The 21,960-nt window shown below is 35.8% G+C and carries 21 protein-coding genes, 1 tRNA gene and 2 riboswitches; of the genes, 16 read left to right on the plus strand and 6 right to left on the minus strand.

The features are described 5' to 3' along the window. Position 1 precedes the first annotated feature (1 nt). The gene (locus ACSG5Z_RS11135; protein ID WP_000021902.1) at positions 2 to 760 is read right to left on the minus strand and encodes a DUF1189 domain-containing protein; all 759 of its coding nucleotides are present in this window, start codon (positions 758 to 760) and stop codon (positions 2 to 4) included. 242 nt (positions 761 to 1,002) lie between these two features. Here ACSG5Z_RS11135 and ACSG5Z_RS11140 point away from each other — a divergent pair. From ACSG5Z_RS11140 to glcK, 14 genes are all read left to right on the plus strand, one after another. Then, positions 1,003 to 1,076: transfer RNA gene (locus ACSG5Z_RS11140), tRNA-Ile, on the plus strand. A 221-nt stretch (positions 1,077 to 1,297) separates the two neighbouring features. Beyond that, entirely contained in the window at positions 1,298 to 1,909 is a 612-nt protein-coding gene (gene sodA, locus ACSG5Z_RS11145) for a superoxide dismutase [Mn] (protein WP_001052034.1), read from the plus strand. Positions 1,910 to 2,025: 116 nt separating this feature from the next. After that, positions 2,026 to 3,303 carry an MFS transporter gene (locus tag ACSG5Z_RS11150; RefSeq protein WP_435711455.1) on the plus strand — a complete coding sequence of 426 codons (1,278 nt, stop codon included), beginning with the start codon at positions 2,026 to 2,028 and terminating at the stop codon, positions 3,301 to 3,303. 109 nt (positions 3,304 to 3,412) lie between these two features. Next, positions 3,413 to 5,539: a peptidoglycan D,D-transpeptidase FtsI family protein gene (locus ACSG5Z_RS11155; protein ID WP_435711456.1), complete on the plus strand. Its 2,127-nt coding sequence runs from the start codon at positions 3,413 to 3,415 to the stop codon at positions 5,537 to 5,539. A 331-nt stretch (positions 5,540 to 5,870) separates the two neighbouring features. Continuing rightward, complete coding sequence (gene phoX, locus ACSG5Z_RS11160; RefSeq protein ID WP_088064419.1) at positions 5,871 to 6,788, plus strand: phosphate ABC transporter substrate-binding protein PhoX; 918 nt, start codon at positions 5,871 to 5,873, stop codon at positions 6,786 to 6,788. 27 nt (positions 6,789 to 6,815) lie between these two features. Beyond that, complete coding sequence (pstC, locus tag ACSG5Z_RS11165) at positions 6,816 to 7,766, plus strand: phosphate ABC transporter permease subunit PstC (RefSeq protein WP_088064418.1); 951 nt, start codon at positions 6,816 to 6,818, stop codon at positions 7,764 to 7,766. A 1-nt stretch (position 7,767) separates the two neighbouring features. Next, positions 7,768 to 8,634, plus strand: a complete 867-nt coding sequence (gene pstA / locus ACSG5Z_RS11170) for a phosphate ABC transporter permease PstA (protein WP_435711457.1) — start codon at positions 7,768 to 7,770, stop codon at positions 8,632 to 8,634. A 28-nt stretch (positions 8,635 to 8,662) separates the two neighbouring features. After that, positions 8,663 to 9,478: a phosphate ABC transporter ATP-binding protein gene (gene pstB / locus ACSG5Z_RS11175; protein ID WP_000226689.1), complete on the plus strand. Its 816-nt coding sequence runs from the start codon at positions 8,663 to 8,665 to the stop codon at positions 9,476 to 9,478. A gap of 165 nt (positions 9,479 to 9,643) precedes the next feature. Continuing rightward, positions 9,644 to 10,300: a phosphate signaling complex protein PhoU gene (phoU, locus tag ACSG5Z_RS11180; protein WP_033657724.1), complete on the plus strand. Its 657-nt coding sequence runs from the start codon at positions 9,644 to 9,646 to the stop codon at positions 10,298 to 10,300. Positions 10,301 to 10,683: 383 nt separating this feature from the next. Beyond that, positions 10,684 to 13,038 carry a sugar phosphate nucleotidyltransferase gene (locus ACSG5Z_RS11185; protein WP_087985250.1) on the plus strand — a complete coding sequence of 785 codons (2,355 nt, stop codon included), beginning with the start codon at positions 10,684 to 10,686 and terminating at the stop codon, positions 13,036 to 13,038. 68 nt (positions 13,039 to 13,106) lie between these two features. Next, positions 13,107 to 13,256, plus strand: coding sequence for a 50S ribosomal protein L33 (gene rpmG / locus ACSG5Z_RS11190; protein WP_001265616.1), 150 nt, complete (start codon positions 13,107 to 13,109; stop codon positions 13,254 to 13,256). A gap of 104 nt (positions 13,257 to 13,360) precedes the next feature. Beyond that, positions 13,361 to 13,939: a 5-formyltetrahydrofolate cyclo-ligase gene (locus ACSG5Z_RS11195; protein WP_087985249.1), complete on the plus strand. Its 579-nt coding sequence runs from the start codon at positions 13,361 to 13,363 to the stop codon at positions 13,937 to 13,939. A 103-nt stretch (positions 13,940 to 14,042) separates the two neighbouring features. Further along, positions 14,043 to 14,243, plus strand: coding sequence for a YqgQ family protein (locus ACSG5Z_RS11200; protein ID WP_000253699.1), 201 nt, complete (start codon positions 14,043 to 14,045; stop codon positions 14,241 to 14,243). 19 nt (positions 14,244 to 14,262) lie between these two features. Next, positions 14,263 to 15,246, plus strand: a complete 984-nt coding sequence (gene glcK / locus ACSG5Z_RS11205) for a glucokinase (protein ID WP_435711458.1) — start codon at positions 14,263 to 14,265, stop codon at positions 15,244 to 15,246. A gap of 80 nt (positions 15,247 to 15,326) precedes the next feature. Here the strand turns inward: glcK and ACSG5Z_RS11210 are convergent, their stop codons facing one another. Further along, on the minus strand, positions 15,327 to 15,500 hold the full coding sequence (locus ACSG5Z_RS11210) for a DUF2759 domain-containing protein (protein WP_000524847.1): 174 nt from the start codon (positions 15,498 to 15,500) through the stop codon (positions 15,327 to 15,329). A gap of 170 nt (positions 15,501 to 15,670) precedes the next feature. Here ACSG5Z_RS11210 and ACSG5Z_RS11215 point away from each other — a divergent pair, with 170 nt between their 5' ends. Together ACSG5Z_RS11215 and ACSG5Z_RS11220 are read left to right on the plus strand one after the other, a co-directional pair. Continuing rightward, positions 15,671 to 16,300, plus strand: coding sequence for an MBL fold metallo-hydrolase (locus tag ACSG5Z_RS11215; RefSeq protein ID WP_435711459.1), 630 nt, complete (start codon positions 15,671 to 15,673; stop codon positions 16,298 to 16,300). Positions 16,301 to 16,309: 9 nt separating this feature from the next. Next, on the plus strand, positions 16,310 to 17,422 hold the full coding sequence (locus tag ACSG5Z_RS11220) for a class I SAM-dependent methyltransferase (protein WP_435711460.1): 1,113 nt from the start codon (positions 16,310 to 16,312) through the stop codon (positions 17,420 to 17,422). A gap of 151 nt (positions 17,423 to 17,573) precedes the next feature. Here ACSG5Z_RS11220 and ACSG5Z_RS11225 read toward each other — a convergent pair whose 3' ends face one another. From ACSG5Z_RS11225 to metI, 4 genes are all read right to left on the minus strand, one after another. After that, positions 17,574 to 17,864 (minus strand): ArsR/SmtB family transcription factor, encoded by a 291-nt coding sequence (locus ACSG5Z_RS11225; protein ID WP_000894375.1) that lies wholly within the window; start codon positions 17,862 to 17,864, stop codon positions 17,574 to 17,576. Between the two features lie 433 nt (positions 17,865 to 18,297). After that, positions 18,298 to 18,810, minus strand: a complete 513-nt coding sequence (locus ACSG5Z_RS11230; RefSeq protein WP_097889613.1) for a cysteine hydrolase family protein — start codon at positions 18,808 to 18,810, stop codon at positions 18,298 to 18,300. 161 nt (positions 18,811 to 18,971) lie between these two features. Continuing rightward, on the minus strand, positions 18,972 to 20,135 hold the full coding sequence (gene metC, locus ACSG5Z_RS11235; RefSeq protein ID WP_000122285.1) for a cystathionine beta-lyase: 1,164 nt from the start codon (positions 20,133 to 20,135) through the stop codon (positions 18,972 to 18,974). After that, positions 20,132 to 21,244, minus strand: coding sequence for a cystathionine gamma-synthase/O-acetylhomoserine thiolyase (metI, locus tag ACSG5Z_RS11240; protein WP_088064411.1), 1,113 nt, complete (start codon positions 21,242 to 21,244; stop codon positions 20,132 to 20,134). The genes metC and metI overlap by 4 nt, the downstream gene beginning before the upstream one ends. Before the next feature lie 243 nt (positions 21,245 to 21,487). Next, positions 21,488 to 21,597: riboswitch (SAM riboswitch) on the minus strand. 205 nt (positions 21,598 to 21,802) lie between these two features. Continuing rightward, a riboswitch (SAM riboswitch) is annotated at positions 21,803 to 21,912 on the plus strand. The last annotated feature ends 48 nt before the right edge of the window (positions 21,913 to 21,960 follow it).

Genomic DNA, 21,960 nt, shown 5'->3' on the forward strand with positions numbered 1-21,960 from the left:
TTTATTTTTCTTTCGGTTTTGGAACTTCTTTAATCGTTAAGTAAAGAACAATTAAAACAACTGCGATATAAATGAATGTTGAACCAGGTACAACAATTTTGAATAGATCCATAATCATAAAGAAGATTGTTGGAATTGTGTAGCTGTATGCAGTTAACGTCCATACTTGCTTATAAGATAATTTACGTTGACCGCTCATAGCAGAACCTATAAACGCAAGTAAAGTAATTCCTAAGAAAGTAATAAACAATTGGAATAGATATACTAACACGCCGATAACAGCTAGTAAAATTGGATAAATACTATCGAATACAGAAATGAAATCTTGCAAGTCTTTCTTCTCAAGAGATGTCCCTAATAAATCATTATAGGAGTATGTTTGTGTTTGACCATTTCCTATAGAAACTACTTTATCTTTTAAAATAAATAAACCAGTTTTGTTTTGATATGTTTCTATATCTGTTGTATTGGGATCAAATACGAAAAGAGCATCTCCTTCTTCCTTTAGAATAGGTTGTTCAATATCTGCTTTTAGTTCACCGTTTTCGATTTTAAAATCAGGTAAATCTTTTTCAATTGCTTGATTTACCATGGTAACACTATCTTGAATAAAGCTGCCGTAAAAGAATGTTCTTGGAATAGTAGTGATTAGACAAAGTAGCATAATATACAAAATGGTTTTTCCGATTTTTTGAAAACGGAATAACGCCATATCTTTAGGCGAATATACGCTTTTTGCTAATTGGGTAAATATGGACATAGATTCACTTCCTTTATGTATGTATAAAATCATTGTAACGTAGGAATCTAGAGAATCTCAAGATATATTATATTTACATTTAGTGGAGATAACTAAATTTCTTTTTATTAATTTTCTTCTTTTATATGAGAAAAATACAATTGACACTTTTCTTTGCCATATGGTAAATTTATCTTACATTTCTTAAAGGATATATCCGATAGGAATTCCTTTATTTGATATGTTGTTACATACATAATTGTGGACCCTTAGCTCAGCTGGTTAGAGCAGACGGCTCATAACCGTCCGGTCGTAGGTTCGAGTCCTACAGGGTCCATATCCATTTCGCATGTTTATTATGTCAGTGGGAAGCTTCCTTGTAGAAGGGAGCTTTTTTTACGGAATATATGAGCATTTTAATTGAAAAGAAGTGGGATTTTTGCTACGTTAATGATAGCAAGACAATGTGATTTATTTGTTTGCACCCTATGGCAATTAGGGTAGAATGAAGTTGTATGTCACTTAAGTGGCAATACATAAACTGGGAGGAATATAACAATGGCAAAACACGAATTACCAAATTTACCTTATGCGTATGATGCTTTAGAGCCTCACTTTGACAAAGAAACAATGAACATCCATCATACAAAACATCATAACACTTACATTACAAACTTAAACGCTGCTTTAGAAGGTCATGCAGAATTAGCTGACAAAAGCGTAGAAGAATTAGTTGCAAACTTAAACGAAGTACCAGAAGCAATCCGTACAGCAGTACGTAACAATGGTGGCGGACATGCTAACCATACATTCTTCTGGACAATCTTATCTCCAAACGGCGGCGGACAACCAGTAGGCGAACTTGCAACTGCAATTGAAGCGAAATTCGGTAGCTTCGATGCATTCAAAGAAGAATTCGCAAAAGCTGGCGCAACTCGTTTCGGTTCTGGTTGGGCTTGGTTAGTAGTAAACAATGGTGAGCTAGAAGTAACAAGCACGCCAAACCAAGATTCTCCTCTAACTGAAGGTAAAACTCCAGTTGTAGGTTTAGATGTTTGGGAACATGCTTACTACCTAAATTACCAAAACCGTCGTCCTGACTACATCGGTGCATTCTGGAACGTTGTAGATTGGAACGCTGCTGAAAAACGTTACCAAGAAGCAAAATAATTGTAATAACGATAGAAAAAGCTAGGAGAATGCTCCTAGCTTTTTTCTATGCTTTCCTTTTACATAATTGGGCTTGTCTTTGGAAGACTAGAACATGAAGTAAAGGAGAGTTGTGTATGAAGTGGAAACATATAATTGGTGATGTTGAAGTGAATCGGGATTTAGTGTTGTTGCTCCTTATTGGAGGTTTATACACGCTCGCAATTTCTTTATCGAATACGTTTGTTAACATTTATTTATGGAAACAAACACAAAATTATGTGAATCTTGGCTTGTATAATTTGGCCAGCGTTGTATTACAGCCTCTCACATTTCTTATAGGTGGGAAATTAGCGAAGCGTATTGATCGCTCAATCTTGTTACGAATAGGCGTAGGCACGTTAGCTATTTTTTTTATCGTTGTTTTAGTAGCGGGAAAAAGCGCTTCTCACTATATTTTATTAATGGGGGCTCTTTTAGGAGTCGGATATGGTTTTTACTGGCTCGCGTTTAACTTATTAACATTTGAGATTACAGAACCAGAAACAAGAGATTTCTTTAATGGGTTTCTTGGACTTCTTACATCCTTCTCTGGCATGATTGGACCGATAGCAGCTGGATACACAATTTCACGTATGGAAAAATGGAGTGGCTATACGGTCATATTCTTTCTTTCGTTAGTGTTATTTGCAATTGCTGTTATTTTAAGCTTTTTTGTATCTAAGAGAGAATGTGAAGGACGGTATGAAATTGTACAAGTATTGAAAGAGCGGCAGATTGATAAAAATTGGGGAAGAATTACACGTGCTCATTTTTTCCAAGGGTTGAGAGAGGGAACGTTTATTTTTGTGATTTCCGTGTACGTGTATTTAGCGACGGATAGCGAACTCGCCTTAGGAAAATATAGCTTAGTAAATTCTGCTGTATCATTTGTATGTTACTACTTAGTCACTCGTATGTTAAAGAAAGAGTGGCGGAAAAAAGCAATTTTGCTTGGAGGCATTATTTTATATGCTGTCGTATTTTTAGTTATATTCGAAGTTACATACGCAAAATTACTTATTTATGCAGCGTGTATTGCGGTTGCATACCCTATTTTGCTCGTTCCGTACGGGTCCATGACATATGATGTAATTGGCAGAGCGAAAAATGCGAGAGAGTGGCGTGTAGAGTATGTAGTTGTCCGGGAATTATGGTTAAATGCAGGAAGAATTTGTTCGATTTTAAGTTTTTTATGTGCTGTATTATTCTTTCCGCCTGAAAAAAGTTTACCTTACTTATTATGTATTTTAGGTGCAGGACATTTCCTTATTTATTTTGCAGTTAAAAATGTCAAATATGATGAGGGAAATGCAAGTAAAACAAGTGTTGTAAGGCAAGGGACTGCGCAGAATCAAACAGAACCAGAAGGTTAACTTCTCGGTTGTTTTATGCTAGAATAGAAAAAGATGTAAGACAGCAGTGAGGACACCTGTATGAAGGTGTCCCTTTCACATTACATAGCTGTTGGTAGAGGGGGTTTGTATGAGCAAGAAGCAGAAACAACAAAAGAAAAAGACTCACGTTCCTTTTCGGTTAAACGTGCTGTTTTTCTGCGTGTTTTTAATGTTCTCCGCGGTTATTGTAAGGCTTGGATATGTACAAATTGTTCGCGGTGAGGAATATAAGAATGAAGTGGAGAGGAAAGAGAACTCGACGATAAGTAATCCTGTACCACGTGGGAAAATATTTGACCGTTATGGGCGAGCTGTAGTAGATAATGCAGCTGTACGTACGATTACATTTACAAAAATGAAAGGGTCAACTGCAGAGGCTCGCTTAGAAACAGCGGAAAAGTTAGCAGATTTGATTGAAGTCCCGACAGATAAATTAACAGATCGCGATAAAAAAGACTATTGGCTTGCTACGCACAAAGAGGAAGCTAAAGAAAAAATTACGAATAAAGATCGTCAAGAGTTAAAAGATAAAAAAATTGACGATAAAGAAGTAGATGAGCGTCAACGAAATCGCGTGACAGAAGAAGAAGTGAATCAATTATCCGCAAAAGATTTAGAAGTGCTAGCGATTAAAAGCAAAATGGACGGCGGATATGCGATGACGCCACAAGTCATTAAAAAGGATGCTACAGAAAAAGAATACGCGATTATTAGTGAAAATCTAGCAACATTACCGGGTGTAGATACAAATGTTGATTGGGATCGAAAGTATATTTATGATGATTTATTCCGAAGTGTACTTGGCGGGGTGTCAACGTCTGATGAAGGTTTACCGAGAGAAAGACTAGATTACTATCTTGTTCGTGATTATAATCGAAATGACCGCGTAGGGAAAAGTTATCTTGAGCAGCAATATGAAGATAGTTTGCACGGTAATAAAGCGGAAGTGAGAAATATTACAGATAAAAACGGTAATATTTTAGAAACGATTAATGTATCAAAAGGGCAAAGTGGTAACGATCTAAATTTAACAATTGATATGGAATTACAAAAGCGTGTAGAAGAAATTATCACGAAAAATTTATTGAGATATAAAGGGGGACAACCTCTTTTAGATCGTGCATTCGTTGTAATGATGAATCCAAAAAATGGTGAAGTTTTATCTATGGCAGGGAAACAGTTAGTAGAAGAAAATGGCGAAACGAAAGTGCAAGATTTCGCATTAGGAACGATGACAAGCTCTTATCCGATGGGATCAACTGTAAAAGGTGCGACGGTACTTACAGGATATCAAACAAATGCGATTCAACCGGGTTCAGTTCAACTTGATGAACCAATTAGATTAAAGGGAACGCCACAAAAATCTTCGTGGAAGACGATGGGATATATTAATGATTTAACAGCATTAAAAATGTCTTCTAACGTATATATGTTTAAAACAGCGATGAATCTCGCAGGTGTTCAATACGTAAGAGGTGGTACGTTAGATATACCACAAAAAGCATTTGATACGATGCGTTATTATTTCGGACAGTTTGGACTTGGCGTAAAAACAGGTATTGATTTACCAAATGAATCTGCGGGTCAAACAGGTAGAGGGAATCAGCCAGGTTTCCTATTAGATTTATCAATTGGACAGTATGATACGTATACACCACTTCAATTAGCGCAATATGTTTCAACAATTGCAAATGGTGGTTACCGTATGCAGCCGCAAGTTGTGAAAGAAATTCGTCAACCGGCAGTGAAACCAGACGAAGTTGGAAAAGTGGTTCATTCAATGGAACCGAAAGTACTAAATCGTATTGATATGCCTGAATCACAAATTAAACGTGTTCAAGAAGGATTTAGACAAGTATTTAACGATTCTGGTGGTACAGCTACGAAATACTTTACAGGTGCACCATATAAAGCTGCTGGTAAAACAGGTACAGCTCAAACTGTGTATGGCGGAGATAAAGAGATAGGTAGAAAGGCAAACGGTGAGCGTAAAGAAACATATAACTTAACGTTAGTAGGTTATGCGCCACTTGAAGACCCTGAAGTAGCATTTTCTGTTGTTGTACCTTGGGTGGATGATAAATCAGGTATTAACGGATATATTAGTCGTGATATTATGGACGCGTACTTTGATTTGAAAAAAATAGAAACTGGCGAAGCTTCAAAAGAGGAAATAGATAAGAAAAAGAAAAATCAAGATCAAGATGACGAATAAAAAAGTTGTAAAAAAAGCACACTATCTGAAAAGATAGTGTGCTTTTTTTTATGGTTCATGCATACGTTTTAATAAAATGGACAAGCATATCATATCGGAAAATTGAGGAATCTCACAAATGATATGTATGTATCTCCTCTGAAGGAGAACGGTTTTATAGACCAATCATCAGTGAAGATGAACGGTGGCTACGGATTCAAGTTTCCCCTTATGTTGATTCTTGTGGAACTTTACAAAACTTTTACAAACAATTAAAACCGAATTAATAGTTTAGCAGTATTCTTATATCTGTAATCCTGTTATTTCCGGTTACTTCTAGGAGGAAGAACACGTGAAATGGATAAGTGCATCGATTAAAGTTTTCATGCTGTCGACATGTTTTCTTTATGTTGGCACGTCTACTGTATTTGCTGTGAATGAAATGGGAGAAGTGAGAGTTGATGGATCCTCAACAGTTTTCCCTATTATAGAAGCAGTAGCGGAGGAATATACAAAGGCGCATCCAAACGTGAAAATTTCTATCAGTGTTTCTGGAACAGGAGGAGGATTTAATCGTTTCAGTAAAGGAGAAGTAGATATAAATAATGCTTCGAGAGCAATGAAACAAGTGGAAGAAAATGAAATGAAGAAAAACTCTATTCAGTTTACACCGTTTGAAGTCGCTTACGATGGTCTTACGATCGTTGTGAGTCGCCAAAATACTTGGGTAAACAATATGAAGGTAGACGAGTTACGTCTATTATGGAGTGAAGATGGAAACGAAAAGCGATGGTCACAAATTCATTCTTCATGGCCACGTGAACAGGTGAAGTTTTATGCGCCAGGTGTAGACTCTGGTACGTATGATTATTTTCAAAATGTCATCTTACAAAATAGTCGCATTGTAAAAAAAGTCTCTTTGTCTGAAGATGATCAAGTTATTATGCAAGGGGTAATGAATGATAAAAATGCCATTGCTTTTGTAGGATATGCTTATTATATGGCCAATCGAGATAAGGTGAGAGCAATAAAAGTGAATGGTGTACTTCCGACGAAAGATACCATTCAATCAGGTAAGTATAAGCCATTATCTAGGCCACTATTTGCTTATGTGAATGATGCATCTATCCGAAATAAAATGAATGTAGCAAATTATATTGAGTTTATGATTCAGCATGTTGGTAATCTTGCTGAAGAGGTTGGATATGTAAAATTACCAAAAGAAAAATATAATGAACAGCTGCGGATGTTAACAGAAATAAAAAGGTAATGTCAGGGTGGAAAGGGGTTTTCATCTTTGGCTCATAATGACAAAAGTCAAATTACATTTTCTGTACAAAATTTGATTGAAAGAAATACAAAACAAAGAAAAAAAACGCAGCGAATCAATCGAATAGTTCCGTTATTACTAAAAATAATTGCTAGCGTGTCTATTGTAACGACACTTGGAATTATTTTCACATTGGCAAATGAAACAATGATGTTTTTTCAAAAAATACCATTACACTCCTTTTTGACGGGAAAAGAATGGTTACCTTTTTTTGAAAATCCTAAATTCGGTATATTACCACTTATATGTGGAACGTTCCTTGTAACAGCAATTGCCATGTTCGTAGCAATTCCTATCGGTTTAGCGTGTGCCGTATTTTTAAGCGAATATGCTTCAAGCAGTGCAAGGAAAGTATTAAAACCGATGTTAGAACTATTAGCAGGTATCCCGACAATTGTATATGGTTTTTTTGCATTAACAGTTGTCACACCACTTTTACAACGGATTATACCAGATTTACAGTTTTTTAATGCGATTAGTCCAGGTATTGTTATTGGCTTTATGATGATACCTACAATTGCATCTCTATCTGAAGACGCGATGAGAGCTGTAGCGAAAGGAACGAAAGAAGCTTCGTTAGCACTTGGAGCAACTCGGTTTGAGATGGTAAAACAAGTCGTGTTTCCTTCGGCTTTTACAGGGATTATGGCAGCAATCCTATTAGCTGCTTCCAGAGCAATTGGCGAAACGATGATAGTTGTAATTGCAGCGGGATCCACGCCGAACGTATCGCTCGATCCGACACACTCTATTCAAACGCTAACAGCCTATATTGTGCAAGTGAGCTTAGGTGATGCTCCGCATGGAACAATTACGTATTACAGCATGTACGCTGTAGGCGCAACGTTATTTTTGTTTACTCTTATAATGAACATCATTTCACACTCTATTATGCGCCGCTTTAGGAGGGTGACATAATATGCGAATGTTGAATCATAAAAAAATACAAGAAAATATGGCATCACGTTTTTTAAAAGACCGAGTTTACAAGTTGTTATTTTATATAGCAATTTTGTTTGCAATAGTAATACTGCTTATTTTACTTTTTCAAATTTTTGAAAAAGGTATAAGTTACCTTTCGTTAGATTTCTTTACAAACTTCGCTTCGCGTAATCCGAAAGAAGCTGGGATTGCTGCAGCTTTGTCAGGAACAATATTATTTATGAGTATTGTTATACCAGTCTCCTTTATATTTGGAGTTGGAACTGCTCTTTATTTGGAGCAATATGCGAAGGAATCTATATTTAAAAAGGTAATAGAAATTAATAATCAAACGTTAGCAGGAGTACCTTCCGTTGTATTTGGATTACTCGGCTTAACTATTTTTGTATATGCTCTTCATTTAGGAGAGAGTATTATTGCGGCGGCACTGACGATGAGTTTACTCGTTTTACCGACAGTTGTTGTAGCGAGTCAAGAAGCGATACGATCTGTACCAAGTTCATTATTAGAAGCTTCTGACGGATTAGGTGCTACGAAGTGGCAAACGATGTATCAAATTGTATTGCCATCTGCTTTCCCAGGAATTATAACGGGTTGTACGTTAGCGATATCAAGGGCGATTGGAGAAGCAGCACCGCTATTAGTTATCGGGGCACTTGCATTTGCAAATTATGTTCCATTTAGTATGTTTGATAGATTTACAGTTTTACCAATTCAAATTTTTAATTGGATGAGTAGACCGCAAGAAGAATTTCAGTATGTAGCAGCTGCTGGGATGATTGTTTTGTTAGGTTTATTACTCTTTATCAATATATTTGTCTTATGGTTACGAAATCGAAAATAAGTTGGAAATGGATGAAAGGGGAATTCAAATGGTAGCAACAGTAGTAAATGTACAGGTGAAAAACGAGGAGAAAATCGAGACTGCACCAAAGAAAGTAGTATTTGATACGAAAAACTTAAATTTATGGTACGGAGAAGACCATGCTTTAAAAGATATTAACTTAAGCATTCATGAGAATGAAGTTACAGCAATTATCGGGCCAAGTGGTTGTGGTAAATCAACGTACTTAAAAACATTAAATCGTATGGTAGAGTTAGTACCAATCGTGCGAACTACAGGTGTAATTGAATATAGAGAGCGCAATATATTTGAAAAATCATACCCAGTTGAAGAATTAAGAACTCATGTGGGAATGGTGTTCCAAAAGCCAAACCCATTTCCGAAATCTATTTATGAAAATGTAGCATATGGCCCGAAAATTCATGGTATTCGTGATAAAAAAACATTGGATGAAATTGTTGAAAAAAGTTTACGTGGAGCAGCGATTTGGGATGAGTTAAAAGATCGTTTGCATGATAATGCATACGGTTTATCTGGTGGACAGCAACAGCGTCTATGTATCGCACGTTGTTTAGCAATTGAACCAGACGTTATTTTAATGGATGAGCCAACATCGGCACTAGATCCAATTTCAACATTAAAAGTAGAAGAATTAATTCAAGAGTTAAAGAAAGACTTTAGTATTGTGATCGTAACGCATAACATGCAACAAGCGGCACGTATTTCAGATAAAACTGCTTTCTTCTTAAGTGGAGAAGTTGTGGAGTATACAGATACAAATAAATTATTTACGACACCTTCAGATAAGCGTACAGAAGATTATATTACAGGCCGATTCGGTTGATATCGTTGCAAGGCTAAGAGCAAATACCCTCTTAACAGAGGGTATTTCTTATTTTTACCTCATTTAATTAGAGAAGTAATACTTCTCCTATCTTAAGGCTTATTACAAGTAGGCTAGGTAGGAGATCTATATATAATGGCACATAATATTGAGGGGGAAGAAACAATGGTAAGAGAACAGTTTCAATGTGATTTAAAAATGTTACAGCAAAAGGTGATTGAGCTTGGAGAGCTAGCGAGGGAAGCTTTATTGCTTGCTATGGAAGGTCTTCATAAAAGGGATGTAGAGAAAGCGTTAGAGGTAATAGATGGTGATTATCGTATGGATAATTTAGAAGAGGAAATAAATGATCTTGCGCTTATGCTTATTACGAAGCAGCAACCTGTAGCAAGTGATTTAAGAAGGATTTTCATTTCAATTAAAACAGCGACAGATTTAGAGCGTATTGCAGATCATGCTGTTAATATTGCGAAATCAACAATTCGTCTTGGGGAAAAAGAGGTGGTTGTTAGTTTGCACAATCTTGATGAAATGTTTGCAATTGCAAATAAGATGCTACAGTTAGCGCTAGAAGCATATGAGCAAGAGAATCTAACTTTTGCGAAACAAATTGCCGAAATGGATGATTCAGTTGATGAAATATATGGGAAAGCGATTCGTGAATTTATATCTTCAGTTCCAGAACAACCAGAAGCAATTACACAAATTACACAATTATCCTTTGTGGCGAGATATATCGAGCGTGTAGCAGATCATATTACAAATATTGCTGAAAATGTTTTTTATTTAGTAAAAGGAAAGCATTACTTATTAAATGAATAAAGAAAAAAGGCAGGTGAAACATCACCTGCTTTTTTTAGTCAAAACATGACAAAAAAAGCTCGTTGTTTCCTTTAGTTTATGATGATAAGATGTATCATAATATAATGGAAAAAATAGGACATATATGTTGTTCACTTATTAAGGGATATTTTACTAAGTTAATGGTAAGCGCTTTCTTTTGTGGTGTTGAAAAGGTACATGTATATAGGGAGTTTTACTGCCTGTAAAAGCCGAGTCGAGTGGTCAAGGCTAATAATCAGTGGGAGATGCACAAAATCCCTACTAATTAAAGTTTCATTTTATACTGCTAGTTAATGCGGGGGAGATAATATACATATCGTATATGAAGTTACTGATCATTATATAAGTGGAGGCTGAAGTATATGAAGGGGGTTATTTTAGCTGGAGGAAAAGGACGACGCCTTAGACCATTAACATGTAATACTCCAAAGCCGATGTTACCGTTATTAGAAAAGCCAGTTTTGGAATACAATATTGAATTATTACGTCAGCATGGGATTCGTGAAATTGCAATTACTGTTCAGTATATGAGTACGGCCATTAAGCAATATTTTGGAGACGGTAGCAAATGGGGAGTTAACTTGTACTACTTTGAAGATTCTCCCCCGCTTGGAACCGCAGGGAGTATTAAACAAGCGGAAACATTTTTAGATGAAACGTTTGTTGTGATAAGCGGGGATGCGTTAACTGATTTTCAATTATCAGAAGGAATTACGTTTCATGAACAAAAGAAAAGAATGGTAACTATGTTTGTAAAGGAAGTAGAAAACCCACTCTCATTCGGTTTAGTTGTAATGAACAAAGAACAAGAGGTTACACGATATATAGAAAAACCGAGCTGGAATGAAGTAGTCTCTAATATTGTGAATACAGGTATATATATTATGGAGCCAGAAATTTTTTCTTACATACCGCCCCGAGAGTTTTTTGATTTCAGTCAAGATGTGTTTCCGCTCTTGGCAAATAAGAACGCGTTATTTGCATATTTGTCAGAAGGTTATTGGTTAGATATCGGTACATTTGATCAATATCGACAAGCACAATTTGATTTGTTAACGAAAAAATTGCAAGTACCTATTCCTTACACGGAAGTATTGCCGATGGTATGGATGGGGGAAGGTGTGACGATTGGAAAAGGAACGAAAATTCACGGTCCTTCTTTTATTGGAGAAGGAGCAAAGATTGGTGTTGGAGCTGTAATTGAGCCATACTCTATTATCGGGAAAAATAGTGTTGTTTCAAGTTATTCTCATCTTCAAAAAAGTATTGTTTTTGCAAATGCGCACATTGGTCAGTATTGCGAGCTATTAGAAACGACCATAGGAGAGCATACAATGGTGGAAGATGACGTTACACTGTTTCAAAAAAGCATTGTAGCGGATCATTGTCATATAGGGAAAAGTACGGTAATTAAGCAAAAGGGAAAACTATGGCCATATAAGGCAATTGACAGCTATTCAGTAGTAGGATCGGCTGGTGTTCAAGAAAGTGAAAAGAGTGCAGGATGGTTGCAAAAAAGCCGCATTGTAGGAAGAGGTAATGTTGAAATCACTCCTCAATTTATTGTGAAGGTTGCGATGGCGTATGGATCTCTTTTTGCCAAAGGAGAAAGTATATTAATTGGGAGTCAAGAACATATAGAAACGACTTCTTATAAAAATCTCTTTCTTCATGCGATTCATGGTATCGGGGTTCATACGATGGAATGCAAAGAAATGAACGAATCGCTTTTTCAGTATAGCATTCAGGATTTACAATGTGCTGGTGGGGTTTTCATTCAAGTAGAAAATGAAAAAGAGGTTGTTATAAAGTTATATGGTAAGGATGGGGTACAATTAACGTATAAGCAGCAAAAAGCGATAGAACAAGTATATATGTCTGAGTCGTTTTATTACGTATGTGAGAAAGAAATGGGACGGAATAAGCTAGTCCATGTTTCTTTACATGATTATATAGAGGCTGTATTAGAGCGCGTTGATATTGAGAAAATACAAAAACAAAAGTTTCATCTTCTTATTAATAAGAGGAATGATATGTTACAACATTTATTGATGCTCTTTTTACAAAGGCTCGGATGCACAGTTACATGGATTTATGCGGGCGAACAAAAGGATCATGTGAAAGCTTTGATGAAATCAAGTAAAGCAAATATGGCACTTATGTTTTCAGAGCAAGGAAATTATTTCGAGTTATATGATAATCATAGTAATATTTACCAAGGAACAGATTTTGAAGAGGTGGATATTCCAGATTTATTACTTGAATCGGCAGGAAATATTTACCCGATGTCTTTGAAATTAGGAGAATGTTACCTTCTATTTTATACGCAGGATGAAAAAAAGTCGTTTCAAGCGAGATGGAAGCGAGATATTTTATATCGAATTGGAAAATTATTCGAGTTAATAGCATTGCAGGGGAAAACATTTCTCAGCATAGTAGAGCAATCACCGCCGCTCTATCTACTTTGTGATGAAGTTGTATGTTCATGGAATGAAAAAGGAAAAGTAATGAGGAAATTATTGGCTGATATGGAAAGAAAGGAAGAAGGTATATTTGAAGGAGTACAGTTCAAATATACCGAAAAAGAGTGGTCTTATATCGTTTCTGACACAAAACAACCGAAATTTTTAGTGTATTCGCATGCCAGAAACCCAGTAATAGCAAGGGAAAACATGAAAAATCTTATAGAAAAAATTAGACAATATCAAAAGGTGTAGAATTTTTATTTTAAAAGTGGTATTATAGTATAGTCTGATTTAAGTTATTAGTACTGGAGGGAATAAGAATGCGTGTGAATATTACTCTAGCATGTACAGAATGCGGAGATCGTAACTATATCTCAAAGAAAAACAAACGTAACAACGCTGAGCGTATCGAGCTTAAAAAGTATTGCAAGCGTGACAAGAAGTCTACGTTACACCGTGAAACAAAGTAAGCAGTAGGAATATTTTCCTACTGTTTCTTTTTTTATTCGATTCCTCTGTTAAAAGTGATACACTATCATCGTAGAGCAAAGTATCACTGTGAGGGGGAAAGTGTGTGAGAGAAGAGAAAGTACGTTTACGTAAACAAATAATAGAGCACATGAATTCTTTATCAGAAGAACGGTATACAACTTTATCAGAGCAAATTGCATTTTCGTTGTATGCGCAAAAAGAGTGGGCTGAAGCTAAAACAATTGGAATCACTCTCTCAATGGAAAATGAAGTGAATACATATGCTATTATCGAAAAAGCTTGGGAAGAAGGAAAGAAAGTTGTTGTTCCAAAGTGTAACAAAGGAACACGAACAATGTCTTTCCGGCAAATTAGTAATTTTGATCAATTAGAAATGGTGTATATGAATTTACGTGAACCAATTCCAGCGCGTACGGAAGAAGTGAATGCAGATGACATTGATCTTCAAATCGTGCCAGGCGTAGCTTATACAGAGCGAGGAGAACGGATTGGATATGGCGGTGGGTATTATGATCGTTATCTCGTGCATTATAAAGGGAAAACGCTATCATTAGCTTATAGTTTTCAAATAGTAGAACATATTCCAGTAGAGCCGTTTGATAAAAACGTAGAAAAAATTATTACAGAAAAAGGAACAGTGGTTAAAAATGGGCTTGTATAGACAAATAAAAATTGACGAGACTTTTTCTTCTTGATTATAATAAAATATGTGAACGTTTTCTTATTATAATTTTTTATAGTAAGTGAGCATAGAGGGTGATAAAATGGTATCTATTTATGATATTCAGCAATTGCTAAAGAAATTTGGTACGATTATTTATACGGGTGATCGAATTGCAGATTTACAATTAATGCAAGATGAATTGCGTGAATTAAATCAATCACAGTTAATCGATCCACAAGACTATCAAACAGCTTTATTTTTATTGAAGCAAGAAATTCAAAAAGAGCTAAATAAGAATTAGATAAAGGTAGGTAAGCAACATGGAAGAGAAATGGTTAGTTGGGGTTGACCTTGGTGGTACAACAATTAAATTAGCATTTATTAATGTGTACGGTGAAATTTTACATAAGTGGGAAATCCCTACGAATACAAATGAGCAAGGAAAACATATTACGCTTGATGTAGCGAAAGCTATTGATAAAAAGTTAGAAGAGTTAGGTGAATTGAAAAGCAAGTTAATCGGTATTGGTATGGGAGCTCCTGGTCCTGTACACGTGGCGTCTGGGATGATTTATGAAGCGGTCAATTTAGGATGGAAAAACTATCCGTTAAAAGATTTATTAGAAGTAGAAACAGGATTACCTGTTGTTATTGATAATGATGCAAACTTAGCAGCACTTGGTGAAATGTGGAAAGGTGCTGGTGAAGGAGCAAAAGATTTAATCTGTATGACACTTGGCACTGGTGTTGGTGGTGGTGTAATCGCCAATGGTGAGATTGTACACGGCGTAAGCGGAGCTGCTGGTGAGATTGGACATATTACAGTAGTTACAGAGAATGCTTTCCCATGTAATTGCGGGAAGTCTGGTTGCTTAGAAACTGTAGCATCTGCAACGGGTATGGTGCGTGTTGCTATGCAAAAAATACAAGAGACTAATAAAGAGAGTGTTCTACGTTCTATGTTAGCAGAAGAAGGGCGTATTACATCAAAAGATGTGTTTGAAGCACTTGGACAAGGTGACGAGCTAGCAGGCGAAGTAGTAGAAAAAGTAGCTTCTTATTTAGGGTTAGCTGTAGCGAACCTTGCTAGTACGTTGAACCCAGAGAAAATTGTTATTGGTGGGGGCGTGTCTAAAGCTGGAGATGCACTATTAGAGCCAATTCAACGTTATTTCGAGCAATATGCTTTCTCACGTGCTGTAAAGAGCACAAAGTTAGCGATTGCAATACTTGGTAATGATGCAGGTGTTATCGGAGGAGCTTGGCTTGTAAAAAAGCACAAATACGAAGCGAAGATGGTATAAGTTGTGAAATATGAAAAGAGGAAGGGGAAACCCTTCCTCTTTTTGTGTGAAATCTTGATGAAGAATAACATGTAAATGAATTAAGCTGCTGGTGGGTACCCGTTATATAGAACAGTCATGATTGTAAACCATCCGAAAACGAGTACAGTTGCAATTGCAAAGCCGCCCGCGAATAAGTTTTTTTCGCGAAGAGTTCTAAGCGTAGCGAATACAGCTAACAGAGTGACTAGCGCAAAAATAATAACAAGGCCCATACAATATCCTCCTCTGTCTACCCATTCCTCAATATGAGTTTTTAGAATATTAACTCTTTTATATTGTACATGTTTTAAAAATGATTGTCGAGATAGCATCCTTTCTTTTCCTAAGAGAAAAAAATGTTGTATCATTGAAAGTAAGTTTAATAATTGGAGGAGATTTTCATATGAAATGGATACAAATGCCGTTAGGCCCATTACAAACGAATGCTTATATTTTAACGAATGATCAAAATGAGTGTATTATCTTTGATCCTGGTCACGAAGGAGAGAAGCTCGTTACATATTTACAAGAAGAACAATTAAAGCCACTTGCTGTTTTATTAACACATGCTCACTTTGATCATATTGGTGCTGTTGACGCGGTAAGAGACGCTTTTCATATTCCTGTGTACGTACATAAAGAAGAAGCAAATTGGTTAGGCGATGCAACTGTAAATGGCTCTCAAATTTTTATGATGAATCGCAGTATTACAGCAAAACCAGCAGATCATATTATTGATGCAGAAGGTGCATTAGCAATTGGTTCATTTAATTTTGAGATTTTTGAGACGCCAGGACATTCTCCAGGCAGTATTTCTTATTATTGTAAAGAGGCGAATGCTGTATTTTCTGGTGATGTATTGTTCCAAATGAGCATCGGAAGAACAGATTTAACCGGTGGAAGTTTTGCTGAATTGATTGGAAGTATTGAAGAAAAATTATTTGTATTACCAGATGAAACAGCGGTGCTATGTGGACATGGTCCAGAAACAAGCATTGGTTTTGAAAAAGAAAATAATCCATTTTTACAGTAAGGAGCTAGTATGGAGATGGAGCTCATTTTAAAAGAATGGATGGAGAAAGAGAAGGATTATTCAATTTCATATAGTACGTATATGAACCTCGTATTGTACACAGAGGGACATGGCTATTATATGAAGGAACGTGAAAAAATTGGAAGACAAGGGGATTTTTTTACAAGTAGCAACGTATCCTCTGTTTTTGCAAAAACATTTGCTAAATTTTTTATTCGTCTTGTTGAAAATGGTGAAGTTGCTCCGAATATTTGTGAGATTGGTGGGGGAACAGGAAAGTTTGCCTATGATGTTTTACAAGAGTGGAAGCAAGTATCTCCAGAAACCTTTATTGATTTAAACTATTCAATGATTGAAATGAGCCCTTTTCATAGAAACTTACAGCAGAAAAATCTTTGTTCGTTTTCTAATGCGTCGTATTATACGTCGCATAGTGAAATGGGAGAATCGTTCGAAGGGATTCTTTTTTCGAATGAGTTATTTGATGCATTTCCTGTTGAAGTAATTGAGAAGAGAAATGGAATATTGTATGAAGTACGTGTTACGTACACAGAGGAAGGGAAACTCGCAGAAGTATGTAGACCGCTACAGAAAAGTATTGGTCGATACTTATTGAAATATAATATTCATCTTGCTGAAGGTCAGCGTTTTGAAGTGCCACTTGCGATGGAAGAATATATAGAAGAAATTGCGAAATGGTTTCAACGAGGTGTATGTATTACCGTTGATTATGGATACACAAAAGAAGAATGGATGCATCCTGCACATCAAGAAGGAAGTTTACGAGGATATTACGAGCATAAGTTAATCCGTAATCCTTTAGCGCATCCAGGTGAAATGGATCTTACTACTCATATTCATTGGGACGAGCTGAAAGAGATGTTTAGCCTGCAAGGCATGAATATAGTATGGCATAAGAAGCAATCTGAGTTTTTGTTAGCAGCAGGAATATTAGATCAGCTTACGGGTCACCAAGATCGAAATCCTTTTTCTGAAACTCAAAAACAAAATCGTGCAGTTCGTTCTATGATTTTGAGCGGAGGATTAGGGAGTGCATTTGATGTTGTGATACATACGAAACATATGCAACAGTTACACTTGGATCAGTATTTGAAAATATAAAAAAACAAGACACAGCATATTTCTGTGTCTTGTTTTTTAATACGACTTTTTAATTATGTAGCATCATATATTTTCTCTCATGATATATATTTATATTAAAGATATGAGATAAAAAATATAAAATACGCCCTTTTTCTCTGTTTATGAGCTCTTAACCTAATAATACGCGAACGAGTTGAATGATTGTCTCGTTTTCTACTTTGTAATAAATTTCTAATCCTTTTCTTTCACTGGAAACGATTTTAGCACTTTTTAATTTTGCTAAATGCTGTGAAATTGTAGATTGTGGCATATTTAAGCCAGTGTACATTGTAGAAACGTTGCTTGGACCACGTTCAATTAATCCTTTTACAATACATAAGCGAACAGGATGAGCAAGTACTTTCAATAATTCTGCATTGCTTTCATATAGTTCTATTTCTTTTTGAAAGGTTTCTAACATGTTCTTTTCCACCTCCGTGTGAGCTGTTATACCATACTATACATACCAAAAAATTAAAGAAAAGAAAACAGTTGTTGCAGAAAAAAAGTCCTAAAGTAAAGAAATTGTAAGAAAAGAGACTCTGATGTAAATAAAGTAGATAAATTTGCATGGTTTTGTAAAATGACATTTTTGGGTGAAAATTTCAATGCGTTTTAAAAATTGAAAGATATAGATATATTTGTAACACAATTTTATCATGATTTTCTTATTCTTTCAAATGAATATACAAAATTTTTAAAATAATAAGAAAAAGGAATTATAATGTTATATATAGAATATAAAACAGGTTAAAAGAAAAGAAGCTGAATGTAGTCAGCTTCTTTATGGTGATAACAAAATATTTGAGTATAGCTGATAAATTTTAGAATTACCAAGACATTAGTTATATATTCTAGATTTCATCTTTTATCAGCTTTAAAAATCTGCGGTTCCATATATTTTCATAAAAATCAATTGTCTCTTTTGCGGACATAAATGGATTATTTAACGTAGAGGTTGCTTTCTGTACCATGAAGTTTTCGTATTCTAGTCCATGGGAAAATTTAATCGTAGCATCCATACAGTACTCTGTTTGGGCACCACAAAATTCAATACGGTGTACAGATAATTGTTCTAAAATCTCTTTCAAGTTTGTTTTATAAAATGAATTGGCATGTGTTTTTCTTACAAAAAAATCTTGTTCCTGAACATCTAGATCAGCATGAATAGCCCAAAGTTCTTTTTCGGGTACTAAATCATCATCACAATGTTGAATAAAAATGATTGGTTTATTTGATTTTCTGTATGAAGAAATTCTTTTATTTACTTTTGTAAGTAAATTTTGTAAATCGAATAAATGCTCTTCGCTATAACATACTCCATTTTGTAAATCGATAACGATTAAAACATCTGCACAAGTATCTATTATTTTTGCCCCTTTTTTACTTCTTAATATATCAATTAATTCATTATTTAGAAATAGATGGTGCTCTTTCGTTTTTTTATGAACTATACGAAAAGTAAAAAATATACTTAATGGCATAAAACAGAAGATATGAAAAATTAATTTCATATCTTCTGTTCGTTCTATGCATTGACAGGTTCTTCTACATAAGAAAGGGCATTTTCAAAATCGGATATTAAATCGTCAACATTTTCAAGGCCGACAGATAACCGAAGTAATGAATTAGAAATCCCTCTTTCATCACGAGCTTCTTGCGACAGTGCTGCATGTGACATTTTAGCTGGGTAGGAAAGAATCGATTCGACAGCTCCTAAACTAACTGCAAAGACAGGTAATTTTACTTTTGATAAAAATTGGCGGAGTGCGTCTTCTGATTGTAAAGTGAAAGATAGGACAGCTCCGGCTGATGTAGCTTGAGATTGTTGAATATCAAATCCAAGATGTGTTTGTAAGCCAGGATAATAGACATTTTTAACTTTAGCGTGCTCTTGTAAATAATGTGCAATTTTATTGGCGTTTGCAGCTGAATGCTCAAGACGTACATGCAATGTTTTTAGACCGCGAAGTACGAGAGAACAATCTTGAGGACCTAAAATAGCGCCGAATGCATTTTGTAAAAATCCAAGTTTTTGAGCGAGTTCGGCATCTTTTACAACCGCTAATCCGGCAGTAACATCACTATGACCGGCAATGAATTTTGTGGCACTATGAAGAACGACATCGGCACCAAGATCAAGTGGTTTCTGGAATAGTGGTGTCAAAAATGTATTATCAACAAAAGTAAGGGCGTCAATAGATTTTGCAAGTTTAGAAACAGCACGAATATCTGTCACTTTTAAAAGTGGATTAGAGGGTGTTTCCACATAAAAGAGTTTTGTGTTTGGCTTAATGTTTTGCTTTATTTCTTCTACATTTGTCATATCAACAAATGTATGTGACACACCGTAACGGGAGAGCACTTCAGTTATAATTCGGTAAGTTCCTCCATATACGTCTTCTGAAATGAGTACGTGATCGCCTTGTGAAAGAAGGAGGAATGCAGTAGAAATCGCTGCAATTCCTGATGCGAAGGCAAATCCCTTTGTTCCTCCTTCTAATAAAGCAATGATATCTTCAAGAGCTTCACGAGTTGGATTACCAGAGCGACTATAGTCATATTTTCCGAACGTATCTACATCAAACTGGTGGAATGTTGATGTATTATAGATGGGAACGTTAACAGCTCCTGTTTGTGAGTCATGTTTATATTGGTTGTGCAGTAAGAGTGTATCTATAGAATAACTCATATTCTTACACCTTCTTTTACAAGTTTAATGGCTTGCTTTAAGTCTTGAATTAAATCGTTACTATTTTCAATGCCAACGGAAAATCGCAGAAGCCGATTACATACACCGTTTGCTGTTCTGATTTCTTCAGGAATATCAGCGTGTGTTTGCGTTGCTGGATACGTCATTAAACTTTCAACACCACCAAGACTTTCAGCAAATGTAATTAAGGATAAAGATTGTAAGAATGGATTAATCCATGTTTCATCTTTCAGACGAAATGAGATCATGCCACCTCTTCCAGGATAAAATACATCTGTCACCCCGTCTTCATCATTTAAATAAGCAACAACTGCTTTTGCATTTTCTTCATGTTGTCTCATGCGAAGCGCTAACGTTTTCATACCACGAATTAATAGCCATGAGTCAAATGGACTTAAGACCGCACCAGAGGCATTATGATAATGAGCGATTTCCTCACAAAGTTCCTTTCCTTTTGCAACGACAAGTCCGCTTAGGACATCGTTATGTCCCCCTAAATATTTCGTTGCGCTATGAAGTACAATGTTGGCACCTTCTGTTAATGGCTGCTGTATATAAGGCGTATAGAATGTGTTGTCTACAATAAGAAGTAGTCCGTGTCTTTTCGCTACAGTTGCGACAGCGGCAATATCAGTAACTTGCATTAACGGATTAGTTGGAGTTTCTATGAAAATAGCTTTCGTTTCAGTTGTGATAGCTTGCTCAATTTGTTTAATAGATTGTGTATTTACGTATCTACATCGAACATTCCACTTTTTTTCGTGCTCAGAAAATAATCGATAAGTGCCCCCGTATAAATCTTCGGATACAATAAGTTCGTCTCCAGAACGGAATAGGGAGAGGACGAGGAGAACAGCTGCCATCCCTGAACTACAGGCATAACCTTGTTCACCATATTCTAAGTCTGCGATTGCCTGCTCTAAAAGACCACGAGTTGGATTGCCAGTTCGTGAATAGTCAAAGCCAGTAGAGTTACCAATTCCTTCATGACGATAAGCAGTTGAAAAATAAACAGGTGGGTTAACAGTTCCTGTTGTAGTTTCGCTCCGGTTTCCGATTTGTGCTAGTTTTGTTTCAATAGTTGACATGTGAAAATTCCTCCTTTTTAAATTAACAATTAAGTGAATGTAAAGTGAAACTTTAATCAGTGAGGGGGGCATCCCCCACTGATTATTAGCTCTCACCAATCGGGCTTTTACGGGCAGTCGATTCCCACCTAACTTCTTTGTTCTAGCTGAATTTTGAGTTGGGAATCTTACTGCCCTCAAATAGCGGGGTAAAATAAAAAAAGCCTTCTAAAGAAGAAGGCTTTCGGTTTGAATAGAGTCTTCTTCTCATCTGTCAAATCTTTCACAATTTGCTGGAATTAGCACCTTATTAACAAATGTTAATGGTTGCTGAGGCGTCATAGGGCCAGTCCCTCTACCTCTCTAGATAAGAATGTTCGTATGAAATTTTTATTATGTTTTTAACTTTACAACAAAAGATAATTGAATTGCAACTTTATTTTAAATAATTTTTATTTTTTCCGCAAGTGTCATTGACTTTTGCATTTGTGCATGCTAAATTTATTAAAAAATTAACAAACATTGTTAAAAGGGGAACGTATTTCCTTTTAGCTACATAAATAAAATAATAAAGACAAACTCTTATTGAGAGCGGTGGAGGGAAAGGCCCTGTGAAACCCAGCAACCTTCAAACGAAATGTTTGAAACGGTGCTAATACCTGCAAAACGAATGTTTTGCATAATAAGAGGAGGAACAATTATGTCCCCCTCTTCAAAGTGAAGAGGGGGTTTTTATA

Origin of the sequence: Bacillus pretiosus (assembly GCF_051294775.1) — a bacterium.
GTDB classification, from domain to species: domain Bacteria; phylum Bacillota; class Bacilli; order Bacillales; family Bacillaceae_G; genus Bacillus_A; species Bacillus_A wiedmannii.